Raw genomic sequence first — 23,815 nt, forward strand, 5'->3', positions numbered from 1 at the left:
TCAGAAATGATACAAATAATTGATCTTGAATTTGCCGCAACTCAATTATAGACAATTACTTGACTCAAGACAATTTATCCGCTTACAAGTTAGAAGCTTTTTTTAGGGAGAGTTGGGAAACAGTCTTCGGTGTTCCTGATTTACTGTAGTCAATACTGCCGAGCCATACCACTCTCTGAGTTCCATGACCAGACTTCCTGCTTTGATGGCCGGGTCCGTTCGGGTCAGTGAGTCTGCCTCTGCTATGCTTTGCACATCGAACAAATAAATGCCTCGGAGCTCGCCATCGCCAATAAATGGACCTGCCAAAACCAACTGACCAGCTTCCGCCATACGACGGATGTTGTTGAGGTGAGCTCGCTGCAGATTGGCACTTTCCACTGAATCCAAGTTCCGATTGGGGCCTTTTTTCAGAAAAGCCATTACATATTTTTTCATCCCATACTCGTCCGCTCCATACTTGACTCTGATGAGTGAATCACTGTCTGCCTGAGCTATTTCTGAGGATAGAGAACGGGTATTTGACTCCTTCTGCTCACAGGAGAGAAAGGGAAAACAGAAGATATGAATCACAATAATTGAAAGGAATAGCTGATGTCTCATGTTTAGGGTTTTGATCTAAAATAAGAAGAAATCGCCTAAACGCATTTAACATCCCTGCTCTAATTGAGTATAGGCGCTGTGATCATTCAACACAGGCTTGCGCCATTGGGATCAGCAATCTTTGAAGCAGAACGAAAGGAACTTTGTCCTTTTCAGAATTGTAGGCCCCTCCTGTAAAAACAAACAAAGCATCAATTTCCGGAATCATTATGATGTATTGACCGCCATTGCCCGTGGCTAATATGGACTGAACATATCGCTCGCTCTCACCCACCTTGAGGGGTATCCTCCACCAGAAGTAACCATATTCGAGACCGGTCAATCTAACATGAGCCGTTGTGGATTCCTTGATCCAATCCTCTGACACGATCCTTTGCCCCTGCCAAACACCGTCATGCATCACCATCCATCCGATCTTTGCCATGTCCCTTGGTCTCATATAGAGTCTTTTGGCTGCAGTGGGGATTTCTCTTTGACTGGAAGTATGGCCCCACCGATAATGAGTGATGCCCATCGGGGCAAACAGAAAGCGCTCTGCTACCTGATCTATGGTCAACCCGGAGGACTCTTCGATTACCCTGGCTAAAAGAATGGCACCCAAAGAACAATACATGGCCGTATCTCCCGGATCATTGATCTGCGGCAAGTCCAATGCCAATTGAACCCACTGATCAGCAGGTTTTCGGTAGGCCTTATCTTCTTGTCCTTTTGATCTACGATCCCAGTCATTGCAATCCAACCCACTGCTCATGGTCATTAGATCCACAATTCTGATTTGTTGCTTTCTGGGATCTATGTTTTTCTGCACTTCATGACCTGGCAGATATTTCAAAAATGGGTCTTCGACATCCTCAATCCAGCCCTGATCCAGTGCAATTCCCAGGAGAAGTGACCGGATGCTTTTGGTCGCGGAACGCATGTCTTGCAATGAATCAAGGGCATAATCATTGTAATATTCCTCGAGCACCAGGGTATCCCCTTGTACCCAAAGCATACTATGCAGCTGATGTTCATCTGCATCTAACTGCTGCAGAAGGTGATTGAGCCGTGGTAGGTTCACAGCACTATCGACGGACAAATCTCGAGTCCCCCAATCCAAATCAGCCATTGGCATTTGATATTGAGCCAGAATATGGGAGCTACATGATAAAAATAATAAGGACAGGAAGGCGAATCGTCTCATATGCCTAAGAATGACGCAATGTAACGAATGGTTGCCAACCTACTCCGCATCCTTTACTTCCTGCTCCAAATGATCCAGATACAATATGCCATCCAGATGGTCTATTTCATGCTGAAAAATAACTGCAGTAAACCCCTCCACCGATTCTTTGTAGTGTTTCTGATCTATTTTATCATATTCGACTTCTATTCGATAAGCTCTGGTTTTAGTAGTGTCTCTTCGATTGGGGATAGACAAACAGCCCTCACGGCAGTCTTGCTTTTGCTCTGAATAAAAGGTAATCTCAGGATTGAAATAAACTTCAAAAGGTAAATCCTCTTTGTCTAGACGCTGCACCCAAATGATGTCTTTGAGTATCCCAACCTGAGGGGCTGCAATGCCCACTCCCAGCGACATACTGTCCGTAACAGTCGCATAGAGACGGTCAACGAAATGCATGAAAACCGCATCGCTAGTATCTACCTCTACCGAAACACTAGGCGTACGTAGCAATAGAGAATCCGATCGATCGGTTATTTTGAAGACTCGCATAGGATCTTCCGCTGTTCCTGATAGGATCATTTGACTTTGCTGATCCGAAAACTGCGATACTTTTGACATTTTGGAGCTGGCACAGCCCACTGCAAACAAAAGAACCAAAGAGAATAAATGGCGATATGAATTCATATGAATAAAGATTGAGCTAACAATCTTAGTCACTTCCTTTTTCAAACCAAAACTTCCTGAACTCGAGTCCTTTCTTTTTTGTTCGGCAGATTGAAATCCCAATAGGTGAGAGCACGCCAGAGCCACTCCATAGGACCGTATCGATATGCCCTGAGCCAATGAACACTGATCATAGTCTGGGTAACGAACAAAACGATCGCTAAAACCAAACTCCAGGTAGCCCCCAGATCATCCCAAAGACCAAAACCAAACTGAAAAAATAAGATCACACCTAAAATAGCCTGCGACATATAGTTAGTCAAACTCATCCTGCCATATGCTGCCATGTAATCAAAAAGCTTCACCTTATCCTTACCATAGATATACAAAAGAATGAAGCCTGAGCAAATCGTCAGGGTGTAAAACAAATTGAAGTAGGTTTGAGAAGCCATAGTCATCAAGGTTTTTTGGTCTTCCGTCCAGTCAAAACTTTCGATTCCCGAGATATAAAGCTTCACCAAGAGCATCAGAATCAGACAGAAATAGCCTACAAAAGCTACGCGATATCTATTGGCGGTGAGGTTGGTGAGGTATCCTTTTCTGGCAATGACCAGACCTATGATAAACAGCCCAAAGAGCTGAACCAATCGCCCTGTATGGTAAGTCCATGTCCACACCACGACTCGAGCTTTGTAAAGGTTGAATTCAAAAACCTCCCACATTGATCCCGTGGTATATATTTCTTCGCCTTCAGGAAAATATCCATCTCCATAGTAAGGGGCATATACGAAATCAGGATTTGTAAATGCCTGATAAGCCAAATAAAGTAAAGGAACTTGCACAAGCAACAATCCCGCAATAACAAGCAGGGTTCGGTTGGACAATGAATAGCTTAATATAAAGGGAATACCTGCAAGCGCATAAATATGTAGGATATCTCCTCTGTAAAAGATAGAATGTAAAAACCCGATCACGAACAGTACGATCATTCTCCACAAAAAAGTGAATCGAAAATCCTTCCCCTGTTCGGCCTTATTGTTCATCTGAATGAAAAAACTGTAGCCAAATAGAATGGCAAAAATGGAATAGGCCTTTCCTCCCACCATGAAAAGGACCGACTCAAAAACATCTGCATCAATACCTAAAACGAAAGGGCTATTAGGATCAGAAGGTTTGAATATTTCGAAGTGTTCTATGCAATGGATAATGATAATCCCTAATAGTGCCAAACCTCTCAGGGCATCGATGATTACAATTCTGGATTGGGCTTTCATGTTGTGTATTTGAATTTCCTAAACTAAAGTATAGAAAAGCCCATCCTTATAAAACCAAGGCAAGTGGATAGGGAAATATGTCCAGCGACATTGATACATCTGCCAATCGATAGACATAAAAAAAGGCTGTTTTGTTATAGTCAAAACAGCCTTCAGTATAGATTTCTTAATTTGATTATTCCTTTATCAATCCTTTTCTCTTCAAGATGGTCTCGATGAATTTGATCTCATTCTGAGAATTGAAAATACGGAATGGTAGGTGTATCATCTGCGCCTTGCTCAACACCAAAAGAATATAATCCTTACCTACTTTGGCCTTTTTGATATTCTCCCACTTTAGCGGCATTCCTTGCTTCGTGTTCAGCTTCAGTAGGATCTGCTGGCTAGTGATTTCGTAGCTCAATTTTTCGAACATGAATTTGCCTTGCTCCAGCTGTGAAATACCGGCAAACTGGATCAACCAAAACAAGCCATAAAGTACCAATGCGATCGTCGCACCATATATCCACCAAAGACTAGGTAGCACAAAATATCCTGCACAAAGACCCAGGTATATCAATAGCACCCACCATTGATCCTTGAGCAAATTGCCAAAAGCCAACTTGATGAATGTGCCGTTCTCTAACTGGTATTTTTTCGTCTTAACTATCATTGTTATTGCTTTACTGCCTTCAAACTTATATCCAAGCTGCTATATGAGTGCGTCAATGCACCAACAGAAATAAAGTCTACTCCTGTTTCAGCTATCTCTTTTATATTCTTTTCTGTCACCCCACCTGAGGCCTCAGTTTTGCACTGACCATTGATCAGTGCGATGGCTTCCTTCATCGTAGAGGGCAGCATGTTATCCAACATGATCACATCGACTCCTCCTACCTCTAAAGCCTCCTTCACCTCGTTCAGGTTTCGAGTTTCTACTTCTATCTTCAGATCCTTGCCCTTTTCAGCAAGATACTTTTTTGTGGCCTCCACTGCCTGAGTGATCCCACCTGCATAGTCATTGTGGTTGTCCTTGAGCATGACCATGTCATAGAGCCCAAACCTATGATTCACCGCGCCACCAATCTTCACCGCCCATTTTTCACAAATCCGGAAATTTGGAGCGGTCTTTCTGGTATCCAGTAGCTGGGTATTGGTGTGTTTGATCAAATCTGTCATTTTTCGGGTATAAGTAGCCACTCCACTCATACGCTGCATACAGTTCAGTACGAGGCGTTCAGTCGACAGGATGGATCTCGCTCTACCTTTTACAGTCAACCCAACTTCACCCTCAGTTACCCACTCGCCATCTTTCTTCAACAACTCGACCTGCAAATCCTGATCGAATCGATGAAAAATCATTTGTGCCAGGTCCAGACCCGCAATCACCCCATCTCCCTTAATCAGAAGACGTGCTTCTTGCTCCAGGTCTTCCGGAATGGCCGCCAGCGTACTGTGGTCACCATCGCCGATGTCTTCCTTGAGTGCCGAATCAATGAAAGCATTGATGGCCGAATCTGTCAGATACTTGATTTTCACGGCGCAAAAATATACAAGGTGATCATTTTATCCCTGATTTGAAGAAATAATACCACACATCCCAATTTTTAGAACTCAAACACGAATTTCCATTCTGTCAAGAGTCAATTCTAAACAGTTGGATTTCCTGATTCAGGGCATTTCTTTGTAGCTTAGTCTTATAATCCACAGTAGCCCATGAAAGAAATCTCTGGACATCTAATTGACATCCCCGAGCGCAAAACCTATCCCGCCAAAATTTATTTTTCGGAGGGAAAGATTGAAAAAATTGAAAAATTGGAAGAGGCGCCTGATCAATATATTCTGCCAGGATTTGTAGACGCCCATGTTCATATCGAAAGCTCCATGCTTGTCCCTTCAGAATTTGCCAGATTAGCAGTGGTGCATGGTACAGTTGGAACCATCTCTGACCCACATGAGATAGGCAATGTATTAGGAGTAAAAGGAGTAGAATACATGATCGAAAATGGCAATGAGGTCAATTTCAAATTTTACTTTGGGGCCCCCTCTTGTGTACCAGCCACACCATTCGAAACTGCTGGAGCGGAAATCACTACCAGCGATGTGGAGTATCTCCTAAAAAAAGATGAAATCGTCTATCTCGCTGAGATGATGAACTGGCCCGGTGTGCTGAATGGAGACGAAACCGTCTACGACAAAATAGCAGTTGCCAAAAAAATAGGGAAACCTGTCGATGGTCATGCCCCTGGACTCAGAGGAAAAGACGCACAAAAATATGCTGCCGCAGGTATCTCCACTGATCACGAATGCTTCACGGCCGACGAGGCAAAAGACAAGCTAAAAGCGGGAATGAAAATCCTGATCAGAGAAGGCAGTGCAGCCAAAAACTTTGAAGCGCTGATTCCTTTGCTGGATGAGCACTACGAAAACATGATGTTTTGCTCTGATGACAAACACCCGGACAATCTGGTCGAAGGCCATATCGATCAGTTAGTCAAGCGAGCATTAGAAAAAGGAATTGACCTTTATAAGGTACTTCAGGCTGCCTGCATCAACCCCGTCAGGCACTACAACATGAACATCGGTCTGCTCCAGCCTGGAGATGAGGCGGATTTCATCGTCATAGATCATCCAGAAAAATTTAACGTGAAAGAAACCTGGATTGGTGGGGAGCAAGTCGCTAAAAACGGCAAGACAAAAATCCCGCAGGTACCAGTGAAAGTGGTTAACAATTTCAGCTGTGAAGAAAAAACGCCAGAAGAGTTTCATATCCCGATCACCGGAGCTAAAGTCAAAGTAATGGAGGCGCTGGATGGTCAGCTCATCACCTACCTCAGAACCTACAATAGCATATTGGTTCATCACCCCTACCAGAGCAATATAGATGAGGACATCCTCAAAATCGTAGTAGTCAATCGATACAAAGATAGCCCGCCAGCGGTGGGGTTTGTTAAGAATTTCGGGCTGCAATCAGGCGCCATTGCCTCATCAGTAGGTCACGACTCGCACAACATCATAGCAGTAGGAGTCGATGACGAATCCATCGCCCGAGCGATAAACAAAATCATCAAAGCCAAGGGTGGGGTTTCGGCCATCAGTGCAAAAAGGGAAATGGCACTGGAGCTCCCAGTAGCTGGCATCATGTCTGACCAAAATGGATATGAAGTAGCCAAATCCTATGCGGCTATCGATCGCTTTGCCAAAAGACTGGGATCGCAGTTGAATTCACCATTCATGACGCTCTCGTTCATGGCCTTGCTCGTCATCCCAAAAGCCAAAATGAGCGACCTGGGATTTTTTGATGGGGATAAGTTTGAGTTTATAAATGTTTTCCAAAATTGATCCCTTCCACTACGACTTTTGACTTCAAATTAACTTTAGATCCGAAGCTATTACAATCATGAAATTATCAACCAAAATAATCATTGGCTTAACTCTGGGAATTTTTGCAGGAGTGTTTTTAGGAGAATATGCTGCCCCTTTGGAATATGTAGGTGATGCATTTATTGGATTAATGCAAATGACTGTGTTACCCTACATTCTTATTTCACTACTTAGTAATTTAGGCAAGGTCAAATTGATAGAACAAAAGAAGCTGATTATGGCCGCTGCTGTCACTTTAGTTTTCTTTCTTGTCATCGGTCTTATCACCATCAGTCTTTTGCCCTTTTTCTTCCCTGCTTGGGAGTCCTCCTCCTTCTTTAGTACCAGTTTAGTTACTCCTCAGGAGTCCATAGATTTTGTCAAACTCTATATTCCTTCCAATTTGTTCGGGGCGTTGACCAACAATGTGGTACCTGCTGTAGTACTTTTTGCCATTATCGTGGGGGTTGGTCTTAACAGCACCAAAAACAACAAAAAACTGATAGAAACCCTAGAGACCTTTGCCGATGCCCTTAACAAGGCCAACAAGTACATAGTTAAGCTTACTCCTATCGGAATATTCGGTATCGCGGCTCATACAACTGGCACTTTGTCTTTAAATGAATTGGGATTGATTCAGGTTTATATTGGCATCTACACCCTTGCCGTAATTGTACTTGGTCTGATTTTGATACCCTTAATAGTTTCGGCAGTCACTCCCTTTTCTTACAAAGACTTCTTAACCACACCGAGATCTTCATTGATCACCATTTTTGCTACTGGCAAAATCATCATATTGCTACCCCAATTGATCGAGAATATTCAGCAGTTGTTCAAAAAATATGGTCATGAAGACGAAGAAATAAGTTCGTCTGCAGATCTCATCATGCCTCTGGCCTATCCTTTTCCTAATCTGGGCACCTTGGTCATTATGATTTTTGTCCCTTTCGCGGCTTGGTTTGCAGGCACAGAACTGAGTCTAAGTGATCAAGCCAATTTTATTTCCTCGGTACTATTGAGCAGTTTCGTTGCTCCCATAGTCGGGATACCTTTTCTGATGGACATACTACGTTTACCCTCAGATATTTTTCAATTGTTTATCGTAAGTACTGCTTTTACAGATAGGGTACGAGTAGTTCTGGGTGCCATTCACCTCTTTGGTTTAGCTGTTATTGCCATAGCTTATTCACTTGATCTGGTCAAGATTGTCTGGTGGAAGCTGGGAAGAGCCTTTGGGATCACAATCATCTTTGCACTTCTGTTTTTGCTTCCTATGAAACTACTCATTGGCAATAGTTTTCAGGAGTCTTTTGACAAATATGAAGCTTTTATCCAAATGGATTTGGAAGCAAAACGAGTTCCACAAGTTCATCAAAAATCCGACTCCACATACATACCGCAATCTATCAGCGTCATCAAAGAAATAGGTTATCTTAGAGTTGGTTATGTTTCAGATGCTCTCCCTTATGTCTTCGTCAATAGCGAACAAAAAAAAGTAGGCTATGATGTGGAGCTTATGAATATTTTCGCCCATGAAATGGGAATAAAACTGAAGTGGATACAAATAGGACGAGACAGCATCGAAACTGCACTTAATACTGGAATGATTGACATCTTTGCATCAGGAGTACCCGTACTAGCAGACAAAATGGATTTAGTAGAATACTCCACGCCATATTCCGAGCTCAACCTGGCGTTGTTAGTAGCAGATCATAAACGAGATGAATACTCAACACTCAAGGATTTACGCAACCGACCTGATGCCATCTATGCTACCAACCAATCAGAATACATGATCACCAGAATTAGAGAAGAAATAGAAGGTATCCAATTTCAACACATTGCTTCACCAAGACCTTTCTTAAAAAACCAAACCAACGTGGATGCAATGTTCTTTTCTGCAGAGGCTGGCTCAGCCTGGACCCTTGTATATCCTGGCTATACAGTAGTAAAACCTGAAGGACTGGATATAAAACTTCCAGTCTCATGGATCTTTGCAAAAAACAATCTTGAACTAGAACGCTTTATCAACAAATGGTTAGGACTTAAAATATATGATGGCACGACCAATCGACTCTATGAACGTTGGATTCTGGGAGAGGCATCCAAACAAAAAGAAAAAAACTGGTCTATTATCAGAAATGTATTTCATTGGGTAGAGTAAAATGTGGGAACTGATATATATATTGAATCTAGTGGGTACGGTTGTATTTGCTATATCTGGCGCTTTGACTGCCTCTGACTATGAAATGGATGGTTTTGGTGCAGTTGTGATTGCCTTTATTACGGCACTGGGTGGAGGAACTATCAGGGACCTACTGCTCGACAGTCACCCTGTCGGTTGGATGGGCGACACGAATTATCTCTATGCCGTATTGCTTGCCGTGCTTTTGAGTTACTTATTCAAGCGATGGATCGTGTCTTTGCGTCGAACTATGTTCCTGTTTGACACCATTGGGATTGGACTTTTCGCAGTGCTCGGCACACAAAAAGCCCTGGGATTCGAGATGAGCTATAGTATCGCCATGATGATGGGCGTAGTATCTGCTGTATTCGGCGGTGTGATCCGTGATATCCTGGTTGGTAGAGTTCCGTTGATCTTTCGAAAAGAAATATACGCCACAGCTTGCCTGGCTGGAGCGGCACTTTATCTGATTCTCATTCAGTTCAGCTTACCCGATTATCTGACATTGATCATTCCAATTGTCTGTATCATGATCATCCGGCTACTGGCAGTCAAATACGAATGGTCCTTGCCCGGGATTAAATAGAAAGCTTTCATCAGAATTGAATTTTTATTTTTCTCAGAATAAATTGCGGTGCAGCATTCGAGACAAATGATAAAATCTATTGAGCATTAATTATCTATTTTGTCTTATATAATTTCATTTCTAAGTTTCTGGTTAACCGTTTCTGACGTCTCAGAAGCGCACGTCAACTCCTATACCAAAAATATTATCATAGAGGAATCAGGCAGTATGACAGTAAGTGTAGCCTATGATATCCAAATCAACAATCGAAAAGGGGATTGGTTGTCGGAAGTGGGTATCTATTACCGAAAAGGAAACCGCATCAAATCTTTGGAAGCGGAAATCCTAGATAGCCAGGGAAATCTGGTGAAAAAACTAAAAAACAAAGACATAAGAGATCGACACAGTATTTCGAATAGTGCATTGTATGAGGATGATTATATCAGAGAATTTCAGCTTATCCACCATCAATACCCATATAGACTGAGGTACAGCTATACTCAAGAATACGACAGCTATCTTACCCTTTGCAGATGGGTTCCCTATGTTGATTTTGACATCCCCACCCTTAATGCGACGCTGACATTAACAAAACCAGAAGATTATAAAATCAATATTTATAGCTCTGATAGTACCATAGAGCTGACTCAAAAAAATCAAGTATTCTATCAATGGGAAGCCAAGAATTGTGCGGCAATAAGAGAGGAGCAAATGGGGCCAAGCGCCTATGAACAATCTCCAAAGGTGATCATAACTCCAGACCAGTTTAGTTATGGTAGACCTGGGTCATTTGTAAGTTGGCAGAGCTATGGGGACTGGGTATTGGATTTAAATGAAAACTGCATGGATTTCAGTGCTACCCAAAAAGAAGAAATTCGGAAATCAGTAGCACACTTGAAAAGCGATAAGGATAAAGTAAAAATGCTCTACAATAAGATGCAAGATGAAATTCGCTACATCCTTGTAGACATTGATTTTGGAGGTTTTCAGAGCTACCCGGCTAGTTATGTAGCGAATAATAAATATGGAGATTGCAAGGCACTAACTACCTACATGCAGGCTAGTCTTGACGCCATTGGGATTCAGGCTTTCCCTGTTCTCGTTTATGCTGACGAATATATTCCTGTGCTAGAAGATTTTCCAAACAACTGTTTCAATCACATATTTCTATGTGTACCATTAGAGCAAGACAGCATTTGGCTTGAAAACACCAGTAAAACAGATCCTTTTGACCAAACCAGTACCTTTACTCAAAACAGGAAGGGACTTTTCCTAAAAAAAGGAGAAAGTATACTTGTCAACTTACCGAAGATTGGACTCGAAGAAAACTTGAGTACACGAAAAATGGAAATTACTGTGCAAGAAGACAAATTCCAGATTGACTTTACAGGACGCTACAAAGGAAGCAATTTTGAACGATACAATAGTATTTCAAGAAACTGGAGTTATGATGATACAGAGGAGTATTTGAGAAAAAATTTCCCAATATCCAATGTAGAATTAATGGAATGGGAAATTTTGGAACATGACAGAAACGAACCTGAACTTACACTTCAAGCTAATGCCATAGCGTATGGAAAAATCAAAAAATATGGCCCAAACCGTGCATTATTTTTACCATCAACATCACCATTGATTGATTTGGAAAGTTCTTTTTCGCGACAAACAGAACTTCGAATTCGGGTTCCACAAAATCTCAGTGACACCATTATTTATCATCTCGATACAGAAAAGTACAACCATATAATTTTACCAGACAGCATAGATATTGAATCAAAAGTGGGTCATTACTCTCTTCATTTTCATAATCATCCTCAAGGGGCCGTAGCTATTAGAAATTTTCAATACACAACAGGGAATTATCCACCTGGAGAAGCTTATATGGAATTTTATGAATTTCAAAAAGAAATCAGAAAATCAGAGAGTCAAACCTCGATCAAACTCAAGTTATGAAAAGTATCTTCACATTGTTATTTTTTCTAATCACGAGCATTACTTGCTCTGCCCAAGAAACTTATAAATATGGTCTGCTTAATTCAGGAGACCTCAAATTGAAAGCATATGATAAAGATAGCAGTGCAGAGGCTGTGATTCTATTCGATGTTGGAGAAACCAGCTTCATACATGATTCGAATGGAGGATTGGATGTACAGTTTAAAAGAACCAAAAGAATCAAGATACTCAAAGAATCTGCGGTTGAACTGGCTAACATTTCGATTAGTTACTATGAGGATGGCTATGGAAGAACTGAAAAAATAGAAGATCTCAAAGCGAGAAGTATCAACCTTGAGAACGAACAAATGGTTGTAAAAGAATTAGATAAGAAAGAAGTCTACATAGAAGAATACAATGAAAATTGGAGAGGGAAAAAGTTTGCCATCCCAAATGTAAAAGAAGGTACAATCATTGAATACACATACACACTGATCTCTCCCTTCACCTGGAACTTACAAGATTGGGAATTCCAATCCTCCATCCCGACCCTTTACAGTCAATACATTGTCAAAATGATCCCTTTTTACGAATATATAATCTTGTACCAGGGAATGCAGGAAGCTGAAATCGCGAAAAAATCATATGAAGACAAAGGGCTGGATAGATCATTTGCCGGCATTGAGTTTCAAGACATGGTTTATGAATTTGAAATGAAAGACATTCCGGCTTTCATAGATGATGAATTTATTACTGCTCCAGGTGATTATATCAAAAAAATTGAATTCCAGAGAGCTAAGGTAAACCAGCCAAACGGTAGTTCTACTGAATACATTTCCACATGGCCTCAGCTGACAGATCGATTCAATAAAGAAGATAGCTTCGGAAAATTCATCAAGTCATTTCAAAAATTAGGCGAAAAGGAAATAATCCCAAACCTTTTAGCAGGTAAAAATCTAAGCGAAATGGAAGTGATTGAGTTGATAACTAATTATGTTAGAGACAACTTTCGTTGGAATGGGTATTACCGCATGTTTGCTACCCAAAAACCCCGAGAACTTATTTCTTCACATTCAGGCGCATCTTCTGACCTGAATCTACTTTTAACGGGACTACTTCGCGCAGCTAATATCGAGACTAAACCTGTGCTCATCAGCACTCGTGGACATGGCAAGATTTACCCTAATTATCCTATTACCAACAAATTCAATTACGTAATAGCCATGGCGCAATTGTCGGAGGATAAGGGCATCCTTCTACTTGATGGCACTGAGCCTAAACTACCTTATTATCTGCTTCCTACCCGGTGTTACAATGACCAAGGTTTTGTAGTTGATGAAAACGAGCAGTCATGGCTGGAGATGACACCTATAATGAGCTCAACAAAAGTTGAAAATTCTATTATCAAGCTGAGTGGTGAAGAATTGGTAATTAGTGTTCGAGAACAGTTCAATGGCTATGATGCCCTATCAGAACGAAATAGTCTGGATGACGATGAAGAAGCATATAAAGCATCCAAATTCTTTAAAAATGAAGAGCAGTTATCAGAAGTCAAATTAAGCAATACAGAATCTTACAATGCTAATTTTGGAGTATCCTACAAAAAGTCCAGACCAGTAGACACATTTGACGGAGAGTACTACTTTGTCCCTTTCAATAGAATAGAATACGCACAAAACCCACTCAAAAACCACAAAAGAGATTACCCCATCGATTTGGTTTATACAAAGAAGCGAGTATTCAGTTCCACGATCGCTGTAGAAGAAGGTAAATCCTTTAAGCACATTCCTGAATCACTAAATCATAAAGATGAATTAATGACTTTCGACTATAATGTCTCAGAAATTGGTGAATTTATTAAGATTGAAGCCAACTATGAGTTCAAAAAAAACATTTATCTACCAGAAGAATATGATCAACTCAAGAAAGATTTTGAAATGTTGTATCAGAAACTCAACGAGCAAATAATCGTAGTAGATAAGAGTTAACCAAACCACACATGAAAAACCAACTTATACTTTTTGTCACTCTCGGCTATTCCTTATTGATATTAGGGTTTGGAGGACATGACTTCATTAACCTGGTAGTCTATGATAAACATGGAGAATACTTTTTGGCCATTCCAGCCATTAGTCATTTGGCTCTTTTCGCACTATTCGTCCCGCTCATTTGTAAGAATCAATGTTTGAATAGATCAAAGAAAATTATCTGGATAGCGTTTTGTCTTTTCGTACCCGTACTGAGTTGCTTCGACTATATTTCTTCACATAGAAGAAATTCTTCTAGTTCTTAAAAAGTCTTCACCAATATCTCCTTACCTCGTTTGTTGTAATATTTCCAGATTCCGCTGGGTTCATTCTCTTTATAGCTGCCTTGCGATTCCAGCTTTCCATTGTCATGGTAGTACTTGGCTGGACCTTCTACATAACCCGCCACGTAGGTCTCTTCTGCTTTTAGCGTACCATCCGGATAATAGCTATATTTCAAACCATTGCCTTTGCTGAGTGTACCTTTGGGCAGTTTATTGCCCTGCTCGGTATAAAACTCACTCACCTCCATCAAGTAGCCATTGCGCCAATTTTCGTCCTGCATCAATTGACCATTTTCGTAAAAGTGCCCCCAGAGTCCATTTTTCAAATCCAGCTTGAAACTACCAATGGACTTCAATTTTCCGCTTTCATAATACTCCATCCACTGACCTTCTTTTTGATCATTCAGGTATTTCCCTTCTAGCTGCAGTGCTCCCGAAACATAAAAATACTTCCAGTGTGCATGTTTGAGGTCATTCTTGTATTCACCGATGGAAAAGACCGTCCCCTCTTCAGTCATATGAATCCAAACTCCCGTCTTCTGATTGGAACTGTATTGTCCCTCCACACTCAATTTCCCATCCTCGAAATACTCCTTATAGGGCCCATTAAGCGCACCGAATTTATAAACCGAAGAGGATTTCACATTGCCCCGAATATCATAGGCAATCACCTCTCCATGCAGGTAGTCGTTCTGGTAGTGCTCTATTGAGGACGCCTGACCATTGTAGTAATAATACGCCCACTTGCCAGAAGCCAACCCATTTTTGAAGCGTTTCTCAAAGGTCTTTCGGCGGTATTCGTCATACTCGACCCATAGACTGTCCTTTTTGCCTTTCTTATAAAAACCTGTCAGAGCGGGGCTCCCATCTGCATAAAACTCGACATACTCACCATCCAAAATATCCTCTTTGTAGTGGGCATGTAGGATAGGTAAAACATCCTGATCAAAGACTAGATAGGAACCACTTTTCACCCCCATATCCAAACTGATTTGCTCCGCTACCTGCTTATACTTGTAGAGATACCAGGTGCTATCAGGTGTGTCATCTACGAAATACCCACTGGCTACATACCTACCTCTGCTGTCTTTGTAGATCCAGAGTCCTTGCTTGAATCCGCCTACAACTTTTCCAGATTTGACCAATGTGGTATCCTCGATTACCTCCTTATAAAAATCCTGAGAAATGGCCGGTTGAATCAAAGACACAAAAATAAGAACAAGAACTACCTGGTAGATTTTCATAAATGATCAAGTGTTTTTTGCGTTTACGAGCAAATTTTGTGCTAGGATTCAAACATACATATTTACCATCTAATCAGTGCAGAAGCCCAGGTAAAACCACTGCCAAAAGCTGCCAAACAAAGCAAATCTCCCTCTTTCAATCTTCCTTCTAAAACTGCCTCGCTTAGAGCCAATGGTATAGAAGCTGCAGTAGTATTCCCGTATTTTTGAATATTGTTAAAGACCTTGTAATCCGGCAATCTCATTTGCTTTTGAATGAATTGACTGATTCGAAGATTGGCCTGATGAGGAATCAAAAGATCTATCTGATCTGCCGTCATCTGATTAGTCTGCAATGCCTCTCCGATCACTTCCTGAAATCTCAGCACGGCATTTTTGAAAACAAAGTTTCCATTCATGTATGGAAAGTACCTCAAATCCTCTGGATCATTTCTTTCGATATAGTTAGGTACCCAATCGGTAGTACTCGGCCCGATCAAAGACAACTCCTCCGCATGCTCACCTTCAGAATGCAAATGGGTAGAAAGCACTCCTTTGTCCTTTTCATCTGTGGCCTGCATCACTACTGCACCTGCTCCATCCCCAAATATCACAGAAACACCTCTACCACGAGTCGTCATATCCAATCCTCCACTATGGATCTCGCTGCCTACAACCAATACAGTTTTGTACATACCCGTCTTGATGAATTGATCTGCCACCGACAAGCCATAGATGAAACCAGAACATTGATTTCTGACATCCAGCGCTCCTACTTCCTTTTTGAATCCCAATTGCTTTTGAAGCAAAACGCCGGGACCTGGAAAGTAATAATCCGGGCTAAGCGTCGCAAACACGATAAAATCCACATCGTCAACCGCAATACCTGCTTTCTCAATTGCCATTCGGGATGCTTTAGTTCCCATGTACGAAGTTGTATCCTCTCCTCCTGGCTCAATGTGTCTTCTTTCTTTGATCCCTGTTCTTTCCTGAATCCAGGCATCACTGGTATCCATCATTTTTTCGAGATCCGCATTCTTCACCACTCTCTCAGGCACGTAATGTCCTGTCCCTATTATTTTTGATTGCTTCATGTCGGTCAATGTATTTGATTGTTCTACCCAAAAATAAGACATGATGGTATTCTAAGACAGATTTTGTCTTGAAAACAAGTCGATACATACAAAGATTCGGGCTCTGTCTTTATTCGAAAAGCGTGTAGTTGCCCAACTGATCCACTTGAGCCTGGGGTTTGATCAGGCCTTCGTGATTGTTAGAAAGTGTAGTGATATGTGGAGATACCGGGTGATTGGTAAGTTTTTTGGTCAACTCAGTTTTCATGAGCATCTCTAGCAACTCTTCTTGAGAACTATAGCTATCGAGCCATTTCTTCTCCATGTCCAGAGGCAGGATAGCTGGCATATTTTCGCCAAATTCCTGAACACCAGAGTAATTCGGAATTTCAATGACCTTGAAGGTATAGTTGACTTTTCCATCCATATCTTCATATTCCTCCCAGATACCCGGCAGACTGATCATCGTCTGATCGGGCACATAAAAGTAATGGGGAGTCATGCGCTTCTTGCTGTATTGTTTCCAAAGATAAAAACCATTGGCCGGGATTATACAGCGGTGGTTATTGAGTGCAGTGCGCAAGGTGGTCGTCTTGGTCAATTTATCATGAGGAGCCGAAAGCAATTTAGGCGATATACTCTTATTGTTGGACCACTGCTTGTTGGTACCCCAATAAAAGAACGATATGCCCTTTTTGGACTCATTGGCAATCACAGGCAGCTGCTGCGATGGAGAGGCGTTGTAATTGGGCACGGTAAACTCTTCACCTTCCAGCCCATAACGCTCGTTGATGTCCTTAAAATCCGAATAAATGGCGTATCTATCGATCATGAAAAATTAAACATACTTAGATATAAAGTCGAATGCCCTTTGCTCTGACCAGTACACTTTTGCACCGCCTTTAGAACTAAAGCCGACATGACCTCCAAATTTAGGCATCTCAAAATAAACATGATCAGATGTTACGAAATTTGTTGTATCAAAGCAAGTCTCAGAAAGAAAAGGATCATTTTGAGCATTCACAACTAGCGTAGGGACCTTGACATTAGGCACAAAATGTACCGAACTGCACTGTGCATAATAGTTGTCCGCTGTACCGAATCCATGCAAAGGAGCCGTCAGATAGTCGTCAAATTCATAGACGCTTTTGGCACTCTCCACTTTTTGGAGGTCCACAGATCCGGAAAGTAGACTTTCTTTTTGTCTCACTTTTTCTTTTAGAGATTTCAAAAAACGAAGTGAGTAAACCAAATTATGAGGGCGATCAATCTCTCTGGCACATCCTGCCAAATCCAAAGGGACTGAGAAAACTACTGCGCACCGAATCTTGTCCGCAGTGTCATACTCCCCCAGATACTTCAGGGTCAAATTTCCACCCAGACTAAATCCAGAAAGACAAATGTTTTCAAATCCCTGTCTCTCGGCGAACTGAACCATAGTATGCAGATCATCAGTCGCACCACTGTGATAAAATCTTTCTCTCTTGTTGATTGCACCACTGCAGCCTCGATAGTTCCAGGCAATCACATCCCAACCTTCTGGATAAAAACGATTAATCATCCCTAAAATATAAGGACGCTCACTGTCTCCTTCCAGACCATGAGAAAGAATTAAAACCTTCCGGGAGCCATTTTGATACCAATCCAAATCCAGAAAATCGCCATCCTCAGTGTCTATTCTCAAACGTTTAGGTTTGGATACAGCCTTGATTTTTCTGGCCGCACTGGGCAGAATAGTTTCCAAATGACGATTGATCATCCAGGAGGGACGTTGGTAATCGGATTGATCTATTATTGGCATTGGAAAAAACTACTTAGTTGAAGGGGTCAAATTTAGAATTTTTCAAATATACACTTCATTCGTTTCGAAAACTTAACGAAATACCATTTAGCTCTTTGACAATTCCAATTTTAGCCTTCGGATTATTTGAAATACGGGTCATTAAAGGCTAATTTAGCGCCTCGATTTTTAACTAATCAAAAACATGGCAGAAGTAATAAGAATGCCAAAGATGAGTGACACCATGGAAGAAGGTGTGATCGCATCCTGGCTAAAAAAAGAAGGAGATACAGTAAAATCAGGAGATATTTTAGCAGAAGTGGAAACCGATAAAGCCACTATGGAGCTCGAATCTTATGAAGATGGAACTTTATTGTATATCGGTGTAGAAGAAAAAGCTTCTGTCCCTGTCAACGGTGTAATCGCAATCATCGGAGACAAAGGCGAGAACATTGATGAGCTAAAAGCTTCAATTGGTAACGAAGGAGAAACATCTGCTCCTGCAGAAGAAGCAGCACCTGCGGCCACTCCTGCACCTGAAGCACCCGCAGCAGAGTCAATCGACACTTCTGGAATCAACGCAGAAGTGATCAGAATGCCAAAGATGAGTGACACTATGGAAGAAGGTGTAATCGCTGCCTGGGTAAAAAATGTAGGTGACACTGTGAAGTCTGGAGACATCCTGGCTGAAGTGGAAACCGATAAAGCGACCATGGAGCTAGAGTCTTACGAAGACGGTGTGTTACTTTATAAAGCTGTAGAAGCTGGCAAAGGAGTGCCCATCGATGGCATCATTGCTATCATCGGTGAGAAAGGCGCTGATTACGAAACTTTGTTGAAAGCAGAAGAAGCTAAGTCGTCTGCTCCAGCACCAGCTGCTGAGGCTGCTCCAGCTCCAAAGAAAGAAGAAACTAAAGCCGCAGCTCCTGCTCCAGCAGCAGCACCCGCTCCGGCTCCTGCCACTGGCAATTCAGGAGAAAGAATCATCGCTTCTCCTCTTGCTAAAAAAATGGCAGAAGAAAAAGGATATAACCTTGCTCAGATCCCTGGTTCGGGTGATGGTGGTAGAATCGTAAAAAGAGATGTTGAAGCTTTCGTACCATCTGCTACTCCATTAGCACCAGCTGCTAGCAGTGCAACAGTAGGTGTAGAAAGCTACGAAGATGTACCTGCATCTCAGATGAGAAAAGCGATCACCAAAGGATTGACTGCAAGTCAGTTTGGCGCGCCTCACTTCTACCTGACGATGGATATCGATATGGACAAAACCATCGAAGCTAGAAAAAGTATCAATGAGATGGCAGAGGTTAAAATCTCTTTCAACGATATCGTGGTAAAAGCAGTAGCTGCAGCGCTGAAGAAACACCCAATGGTAAACAGCTCGTGGGTTAGCGAAACAAACAGCATCCGCATGAACCACCATGTGTCTGTAGGTGTAGCCATGGCGATCGAAGATGGCTTGGTTGTACCAGTAGTGAAATTTGCTGACGGTAAATCTTTGGCTACTATTTCGCAAGAAGTGAAAAATTTCGCTGGAAAAGCTAAAGCGAAAAAATTAGGCCTAGATGAAATGTCTGGCAACACTTTCACTGTTTCTAATCTAGGTATGTTCGGTATCACCGAATTCACCTCGATCATCAACGCACCAGAATCTTGTATTTTGGCAGTAGGTGCTATCAATCAAGTACCGGTTGTGAAAAATGGTGAAATCGTACCTGGCAACATCATGAAGGTGACTTTGACTTGCGACCATAGAACAGTGGACGGTGCAGTAGGATCCGCTTTCCTTCAAACACTGAAAGGTTTGATCGAAGATCCCGTTCGCATCTTGATTTAAGCAAAATAGAAATGACTATATAGAAAGGAGAGGCTCAACCCTCTCCTTTTCTTTTTCGTTCCTTTTGGTTGACATAACTTTTGTCAAAGAGCAGAACGCTTTCAGTTCGCAAATGAATCCAGGCATTATTTTGACAAAGTTTAGGTTTGGAAACAAACGATTAACTATTTTCAATTAACCATTAATTATCTAACAGGAGATGTCAAAAAATCCAAAAATAAGATCAACTACGGTGTGTGCCATCAAGCACAATGGACAAGTAGCCATTGGGGCTGACGGACAAGCTACCATGGGCAATACAGTGGCCAAGAGCCATGTCAAGAAAATAAGAAAGCTCCAGGATGGAAAAATCGTAACCGGTTTTGCTGGATCTACAGCTGATGCCTTTACCTTGCTGGAGCGAATGGATGAAAAGCTCAACTCCTACGGAGGCAACATGAAACGTGCTGCCATCGAACTAGCCAAAGACTGGCGAACTGATCGCTACCTTCGTAAATTGGAAGCTATGATGATCGTAGCTGACAAAGACGAAATCCTGGTCGTATCAGGCACAGGTGACGTACTGGAACCAGACGATGATATCGCTACGATCGGCTCTGGTAGCAGCTATGCACAATCCGCTGCATTGGCTCTAAAAAAACACGCTGGAGATAAACTTACCGCTGAAGAAATGGTAAGAGAAAGCCTAAACATTGCGGCTGACATCTGCATCTACACCAATCATAATCTGGTAGTAGAAACCGTTAGCTAAATTTAAAATGACATAATATTAATATTAAAGGAGGTCTTAGCCTCCTTTTTTTATTCCAACCTAATGCTGTCTACGGGATTCATTTGAGCCACTTTTTTGGTCTGCCAGTAGATCATCCCACCTGCCAGCACAAACATTGTCACAACGGCCAGTATCACTTCTCCATATCCCACACCCTCCGTATAGTAAGACGTCTTCAAGAGCATATAATCGAACAAAAAGAAAGCTATAGGAGCGCCTAGCAACACCGCTATGACTAGCAAAGTCAAAAAACTTTTGCTCACCAACCAGATCAACTCTCCCTGACTGGCCCCCATCACTTTCCTAATACCGATTTCCTTCACCCTACTCTCAGTAGCAAAAACCACCATCCCTAACAAGCCCAAACAGGAAATAACAATCACCAGTAATCCCTGAAACCCAAACACTTTAATCATGACCTCATAGTACTCCATGGCCTCTTCAATATGATGATGCAAAAACCTGGATTCGAACAATAGAGGGGACAACTCTCCCCATTTATCCTCAATCTGACCCAAACTAGCAAGCAGGTCATGGGACTGCAATGAAACATAGGCGTATCTAAACTGATCCCGATTGTACCTGAGTACAACAGGATCTATTTTTTCTGAAAGAGGCGAAATATTAAAATTCTCCACCACACCAATGACCTGCATATTCAGGCTATCGTCTATGAACCAATTAAGTTCAGAAAGGCTCTTATCAGCTGGTTTATACTTCTTGACAAACTCTTCATTGACGAGTACCTGTTCCACATGAGTCGGTTGATCAGCCTGAAAGTTTCTTCCATCCACTATGGTCACCCCTATATTTTCCAGGTGGTTTTCATCGATATACATTTGATGAACTACCAGAGAATCAAATTCCTTCTCAGTACGGATATAATTAACCATCGGAACGAAAGCCCCACTAATGTGAGAAGCAAAAGACACTTGTTTGACTCCCGGCACACTCAAAAACTCTTGCTTGATCAATTGAGCCTCTACGTCCGCCGTTTGTACCACCAATATGTTCTCTTTGTTAAAACCAAAATCATAATTCAGCGAATGTCGGTACTGTTTGGCCACAGCAAATACACCAATCAAAAAGCCCAAAGACAAGGCAAACTGAAGCACAATCAACCCTTTTCTCATCCCTACACTGGCAAATGATCCAGGCTTGGCTTTGGAATAAATCGCTTCAAGTGGCTTAAGTTTGGAGAAGTAGAGGGCAGGAATAATCCCTGCAAGCAAGGCAGTAAAAGCCGCCACAGCCAGCGCCATCAACACCGAAGTAGCTGACATATCTATCCGGTTTAGGTGAGAGGATGAAGCCAACATCTGAAGAAACTCATCTTTGATCAGAGAAACGATAACAAGCGAGCCAAAAACCGCCAAAAAAGTAAGAATGAAAGTCTCCAGCAAAAATTGACTGATCAACTGACCTTTGCTGCCACCCATGATTTTTCTTAACCCTACTTCCTTTCCACGCTTCAACGAACGGGCAATCGACAAATTGATATAATTGAAACATGCAGGCAGCAAAATCAAAAAAGTAATGCTGATAAAAAGCAAGGTATCTAAAATCGGAAAGGCAGATCCAATCTGTCGATAATTACGCTCACCCAATACGATTTCGTCGATGGATTGCAGGACAGCGGTCAGCTCTTCTCCTTCAGATTGCTCATTCATTTTTTTTGAAATATGTAGCAAATTGACCGCCAAATCAGCTTCCGTATTTTCCTCCCCGAGCCGGACATAGACATAGTCACTGATCTCAAAAGACCACTGCCAGCCTGTCCGCTCCACATGTTCGAGCGTGCTGTACGATCCTAAAATATCAAAACTGAGATGGGAATTCTGATCACTGTCCTGAAGGATACCCGTGACAACAAACTCTCCTAGATCAGTTCTCATCTGTTTCCCTATGGGGCGTTTGTTTCGAAATATTTTAATAGCCGCTGACTCAGTCAACACTACCGAATTTGGGTTCAACAAAGCAGTTTCAGGATTGCCAGCCAAAAAACTGTAGGTAAACACATCGAAGAAGCTGTTGTCTACTAAATAGCCTTGAGCCTCCACTTCATGAAACTGATGACTGACCAATCCTCCAAAGTTACTGTTGATTCTGGTTAAGGATTTCACGGCTGGATTGAGAGCCAGCTCTTCTGCAGAAAGTGCCGATGTAGTCGCCCAAAGCACATGCTCGCCTTCCCCTTCTTGCCGGGTAGCCACACGATAAATCTGTTCTCTATGCTCCTGAAAATTATCGAAACGAGTGACATTCTCTAAAACAATGAGAACCAATAGGGTCAAACTCATAGCAAAAGAAAGCCCTACCCAATTGAGGATGGAGAACATCTTGTGTTGTGCCAGACTGCGAATACCAACCTTCAGATAATTAACAAACATGCCATAAAAATTCAACTTGACACTTCCTCCCATAGACTTAATCAAACTGGGTCTAAAAAGCCTAATCACATCCAAAGTCAGCCCCCATTGTGCCTTCCATTTGCCATTGGCTTCAAGATTCTCCTGATACAACTCAATCAAATCACCCTCGATCGAATCGACCAGTTCCGGCTTACAAAAACTCCTTAGGATTCGAAATAGGAATTGGCTCAACCTCATGCTACAGTCGCAAATTCCAGACTCCAAATAGGCTTAGGTATGGCGTTCCAAAGCTCATCTCTCATCTCCTTGGTTTGCTTGATCGCTTCTTTCCCACTAGATGTAATGGTAAAAAACCGTTTTGGACGCCCCCCTCTGTCGCTCGATGCTCCTCCCTGCTTAGAAGACAAGTAGCCCTTGTCCTCGAGTCGTTTCAGTGCAGACTGCAGCGCACCTACACTCACCTTTCGATCTAGCCGACCTTCAATTTCCTTCTTGATGCTCACGCCATAGGCATTATCATACAACACCGCAACGGTTAGCATGACTACCTCTTCAAACTCTCCCAATTGATATTTCCCCATAGTTGTTTCCTAATTGTAGTTATGCAATTAAAATCAATTATGGGGTTAATTCCTAATTGCGGTATTGATTTATTATCAATAATAATGGTTCTAAAGCCTCAGGGGGGAGAAGCATTTTGGACAATTAATAGAAGTAA

General features: G+C 41.9%; 19 protein-coding genes. 7 read left to right on the top strand and 12 right to left on the bottom strand.

Annotation, left to right across the window (positions count from 1 at the left end):
• Nucleotides 1-102: 102 nt before the first annotated feature.
• From N7U62_RS13955 to nadC, 6 genes are all read right to left on the bottom strand, one after another.
• A complete protein-coding gene (locus tag N7U62_RS13955; protein WP_264138600.1) occupies nt 103-603 on the bottom strand; it encodes a YciI family protein in 501 nt (166 codons plus the stop codon).
• Nucleotides 604-685: 82 nt separating this feature from the next.
• A complete protein-coding gene (locus N7U62_RS13960) occupies nt 686-1,711 on the bottom strand; it encodes a serine hydrolase domain-containing protein (RefSeq protein WP_264138601.1) in 1,026 nt (341 codons plus the stop codon).
• Between the two features lie 114 nt (nt 1,712-1,825).
• Nucleotides 1,826-2,452, bottom strand: coding sequence for a peptide deformylase (gene def, locus N7U62_RS13965; protein WP_264138602.1), 627 nt, complete (start codon nt 2,450-2,452; stop codon nt 1,826-1,828).
• Nucleotides 2,453-2,493: 41 nt separating this feature from the next.
• Nucleotides 2,494-3,705, bottom strand: a complete 1,212-nt coding sequence (locus tag N7U62_RS13970) for a DUF418 domain-containing protein (RefSeq protein WP_264138603.1) — start codon at nt 3,703-3,705, stop codon at nt 2,494-2,496.
• Between the two features lie 175 nt (nt 3,706-3,880).
• Nucleotides 3,881-4,357, bottom strand: a complete 477-nt coding sequence (locus N7U62_RS13975; protein WP_264138604.1) for a YcxB family protein — start codon at nt 4,355-4,357, stop codon at nt 3,881-3,883.
• Between the two features lie 2 nt (nt 4,358-4,359).
• A complete protein-coding gene (gene nadC, locus N7U62_RS13980; protein WP_264138605.1) occupies nt 4,360-5,223 on the bottom strand; it encodes a carboxylating nicotinate-nucleotide diphosphorylase in 864 nt (287 codons plus the stop codon).
• A 177-nt stretch (nt 5,224-5,400) separates the two neighbouring features.
• Here nadC and ade point away from each other — a divergent pair, with 177 nt between their 5' ends.
• The 5 genes from ade (at nt 5,401) to N7U62_RS14005 (ending at nt 13,717) form a co-directional block, all read left to right on the top strand.
• Nucleotides 5,401-7,026 (top strand): adenine deaminase, encoded by a 1,626-nt coding sequence (gene ade / locus N7U62_RS13985; protein WP_264138606.1) that lies wholly within the window; start codon nt 5,401-5,403, stop codon nt 7,024-7,026.
• 58 nt (nt 7,027-7,084) lie between these two features.
• Nucleotides 7,085-9,211 (top strand): cation:dicarboxylate symporter family transporter, encoded by a 2,127-nt coding sequence (locus N7U62_RS13990; RefSeq protein WP_264138607.1) that lies wholly within the window; start codon nt 7,085-7,087, stop codon nt 9,209-9,211.
• Nucleotide 9,212: 1 nt separating this feature from the next.
• Nucleotides 9,213-9,818 (top strand): trimeric intracellular cation channel family protein, encoded by a 606-nt coding sequence (locus tag N7U62_RS13995; RefSeq protein WP_264138608.1) that lies wholly within the window; start codon nt 9,213-9,215, stop codon nt 9,816-9,818.
• A 99-nt stretch (nt 9,819-9,917) separates the two neighbouring features.
• Nucleotides 9,918-11,750, top strand: a complete 1,833-nt coding sequence (locus N7U62_RS14000; RefSeq protein ID WP_264138609.1) for a DUF3857 domain-containing protein — start codon at nt 9,918-9,920, stop codon at nt 11,748-11,750.
• The gene (locus N7U62_RS14005) at nt 11,747-13,717 is read left to right on the top strand and encodes a DUF3858 domain-containing protein (RefSeq protein WP_264138610.1); all 1,971 of its coding nucleotides are present in this window, start codon (nt 11,747-11,749) and stop codon (nt 13,715-13,717) included. Before N7U62_RS14000 ends, N7U62_RS14005 begins: the two co-directional genes overlap by 4 nt.
• Nucleotides 13,718-14,018: 301 nt before the next feature.
• Here N7U62_RS14005 and N7U62_RS14010 read toward each other — a convergent pair whose 3' ends face one another.
• From N7U62_RS14010 to N7U62_RS14025, 4 genes are all read right to left on the bottom strand, one after another.
• Nucleotides 14,019-15,284, bottom strand: coding sequence for a toxin-antitoxin system YwqK family antitoxin (locus N7U62_RS14010; protein ID WP_264138611.1), 1,266 nt, complete (start codon nt 15,282-15,284; stop codon nt 14,019-14,021).
• Between the two features lie 62 nt (nt 15,285-15,346).
• On the bottom strand, nt 15,347-16,357 hold the full coding sequence (locus N7U62_RS14015) for a 3-oxoacyl-ACP synthase III family protein (RefSeq protein WP_264138612.1): 1,011 nt from the start codon (nt 16,355-16,357) through the stop codon (nt 15,347-15,349).
• 109 nt (nt 16,358-16,466) lie between these two features.
• On the bottom strand, nt 16,467-17,168 hold the full coding sequence (locus tag N7U62_RS14020; RefSeq protein ID WP_264138613.1) for an SOS response-associated peptidase: 702 nt from the start codon (nt 17,166-17,168) through the stop codon (nt 16,467-16,469).
• A 6-nt stretch (nt 17,169-17,174) separates the two neighbouring features.
• Nucleotides 17,175-18,137 (bottom strand): YheT family hydrolase, encoded by a 963-nt coding sequence (locus N7U62_RS14025; RefSeq protein ID WP_264138614.1) that lies wholly within the window; start codon nt 18,135-18,137, stop codon nt 17,175-17,177.
• Between the two features lie 184 nt (nt 18,138-18,321).
• Between N7U62_RS14025 and N7U62_RS14030 the strand changes: the two genes are divergently transcribed.
• Together N7U62_RS14030 and hslV are read left to right on the top strand one after the other, a co-directional pair.
• On the top strand, nt 18,322-19,953 hold the full coding sequence (locus N7U62_RS14030; RefSeq protein ID WP_264138615.1) for a pyruvate dehydrogenase complex dihydrolipoamide acetyltransferase: 1,632 nt from the start codon (nt 18,322-18,324) through the stop codon (nt 19,951-19,953).
• A 199-nt stretch (nt 19,954-20,152) separates the two neighbouring features.
• Entirely contained in the window at nt 20,153-20,704 is a 552-nt protein-coding gene (gene hslV / locus N7U62_RS14035; protein ID WP_264138616.1) for an ATP-dependent protease subunit HslV, read from the top strand.
• 50 nt (nt 20,705-20,754) lie between these two features.
• Here the strand turns inward: hslV and N7U62_RS14040 are convergent, their stop codons facing one another.
• Both N7U62_RS14040 and N7U62_RS14045 read right to left on the bottom strand, forming a co-directional pair.
• On the bottom strand, nt 20,755-23,334 hold the full coding sequence (locus N7U62_RS14040) for an ABC transporter permease (protein WP_264138617.1): 2,580 nt from the start codon (nt 23,332-23,334) through the stop codon (nt 20,755-20,757).
• Entirely contained in the window at nt 23,331-23,678 is a 348-nt protein-coding gene (locus tag N7U62_RS14045) for a PadR family transcriptional regulator (protein ID WP_264138618.1), read from the bottom strand. The genes N7U62_RS14040 and N7U62_RS14045 overlap by 4 nt, the downstream gene beginning before the upstream one ends.
• Nucleotides 23,679-23,815 lie beyond the last annotated feature (137 nt).

Origin of the sequence: Reichenbachiella ulvae (assembly GCF_025833875.1) — a bacterium.
Taxonomy (GTDB): Bacteria; Bacteroidota; Bacteroidia; order Cytophagales; family Cyclobacteriaceae; genus Reichenbachiella; species Reichenbachiella ulvae.

Excerpts from the sequence above, each read along its gene's own strand:
- def (WP_264138602.1), bottom strand. The coding sequence starts at position 2,452 with ATGAATTCATATCGCCATTTATTCTCTTTGGTTCTTTTGTTTGCAGTG.
- N7U62_RS14005 (WP_264138610.1), top strand. The coding sequence starts at position 11,747 with ATGAAAAGTATCTTCACATTGTTATTTTTTCTAATCACGAGCATTACT.
- N7U62_RS13975 (WP_264138604.1), bottom strand. The coding sequence starts at position 4,357 with ATGATAGTTAAGACGAAAAAATACCAGTTAGAGAACGGCACATTCATC.
- N7U62_RS14020 (WP_264138613.1), bottom strand. The coding sequence starts at position 17,168 with ATGATCGATAGATACGCCATTTATTCGGATTTTAAGGACATCAACGAG.
- N7U62_RS14040 (WP_264138617.1), bottom strand. The coding sequence starts at position 23,334 with ATGAGGTTGAGCCAATTCCTATTTCGAATCCTAAGGAGTTTTTGTAAG.
- N7U62_RS13995 (WP_264138608.1), top strand. The coding sequence starts at position 9,213 with ATGTGGGAACTGATATATATATTGAATCTAGTGGGTACGGTTGTATTT.
- N7U62_RS13960 (WP_264138601.1), bottom strand. The coding sequence starts at position 1,711 with ATGGCTGATTTGGATTGGGGGACTCGAGATTTGTCCGTCGATAGTGCT.
- hslV (WP_264138616.1), top strand. The coding sequence starts at position 20,153 with ATGTCAAAAAATCCAAAAATAAGATCAACTACGGTGTGTGCCATCAAG.
- N7U62_RS14015 (WP_264138612.1), bottom strand. The coding sequence starts at position 16,357 with ATGAAGCAATCAAAAATAATAGGGACAGGACATTACGTGCCTGAGAGA.
- N7U62_RS14025 (WP_264138614.1), bottom strand. The coding sequence starts at position 18,137 with ATGCCAATAATAGATCAATCCGATTACCAACGTCCCTCCTGGATGATC.
- N7U62_RS13970 (WP_264138603.1), bottom strand. The coding sequence starts at position 3,705 with ATGAAAGCCCAATCCAGAATTGTAATCATCGATGCCCTGAGAGGTTTG.
- N7U62_RS14030 (WP_264138615.1), top strand. The coding sequence starts at position 18,322 with ATGGCAGAAGTAATAAGAATGCCAAAGATGAGTGACACCATGGAAGAA.
- ade (WP_264138606.1), top strand. The coding sequence starts at position 5,401 with ATGAAAGAAATCTCTGGACATCTAATTGACATCCCCGAGCGCAAAACC.
- N7U62_RS13955 (WP_264138600.1), bottom strand. The coding sequence starts at position 603 with ATGAGACATCAGCTATTCCTTTCAATTATTGTGATTCATATCTTCTGT.
- N7U62_RS13990 (WP_264138607.1), top strand. The coding sequence starts at position 7,085 with ATGAAATTATCAACCAAAATAATCATTGGCTTAACTCTGGGAATTTTT.
- N7U62_RS14010 (WP_264138611.1), bottom strand. The coding sequence starts at position 15,284 with ATGAAAATCTACCAGGTAGTTCTTGTTCTTATTTTTGTGTCTTTGATT.
- N7U62_RS14045 (WP_264138618.1), bottom strand. The coding sequence starts at position 23,678 with ATGGGGAAATATCAATTGGGAGAGTTTGAAGAGGTAGTCATGCTAACC.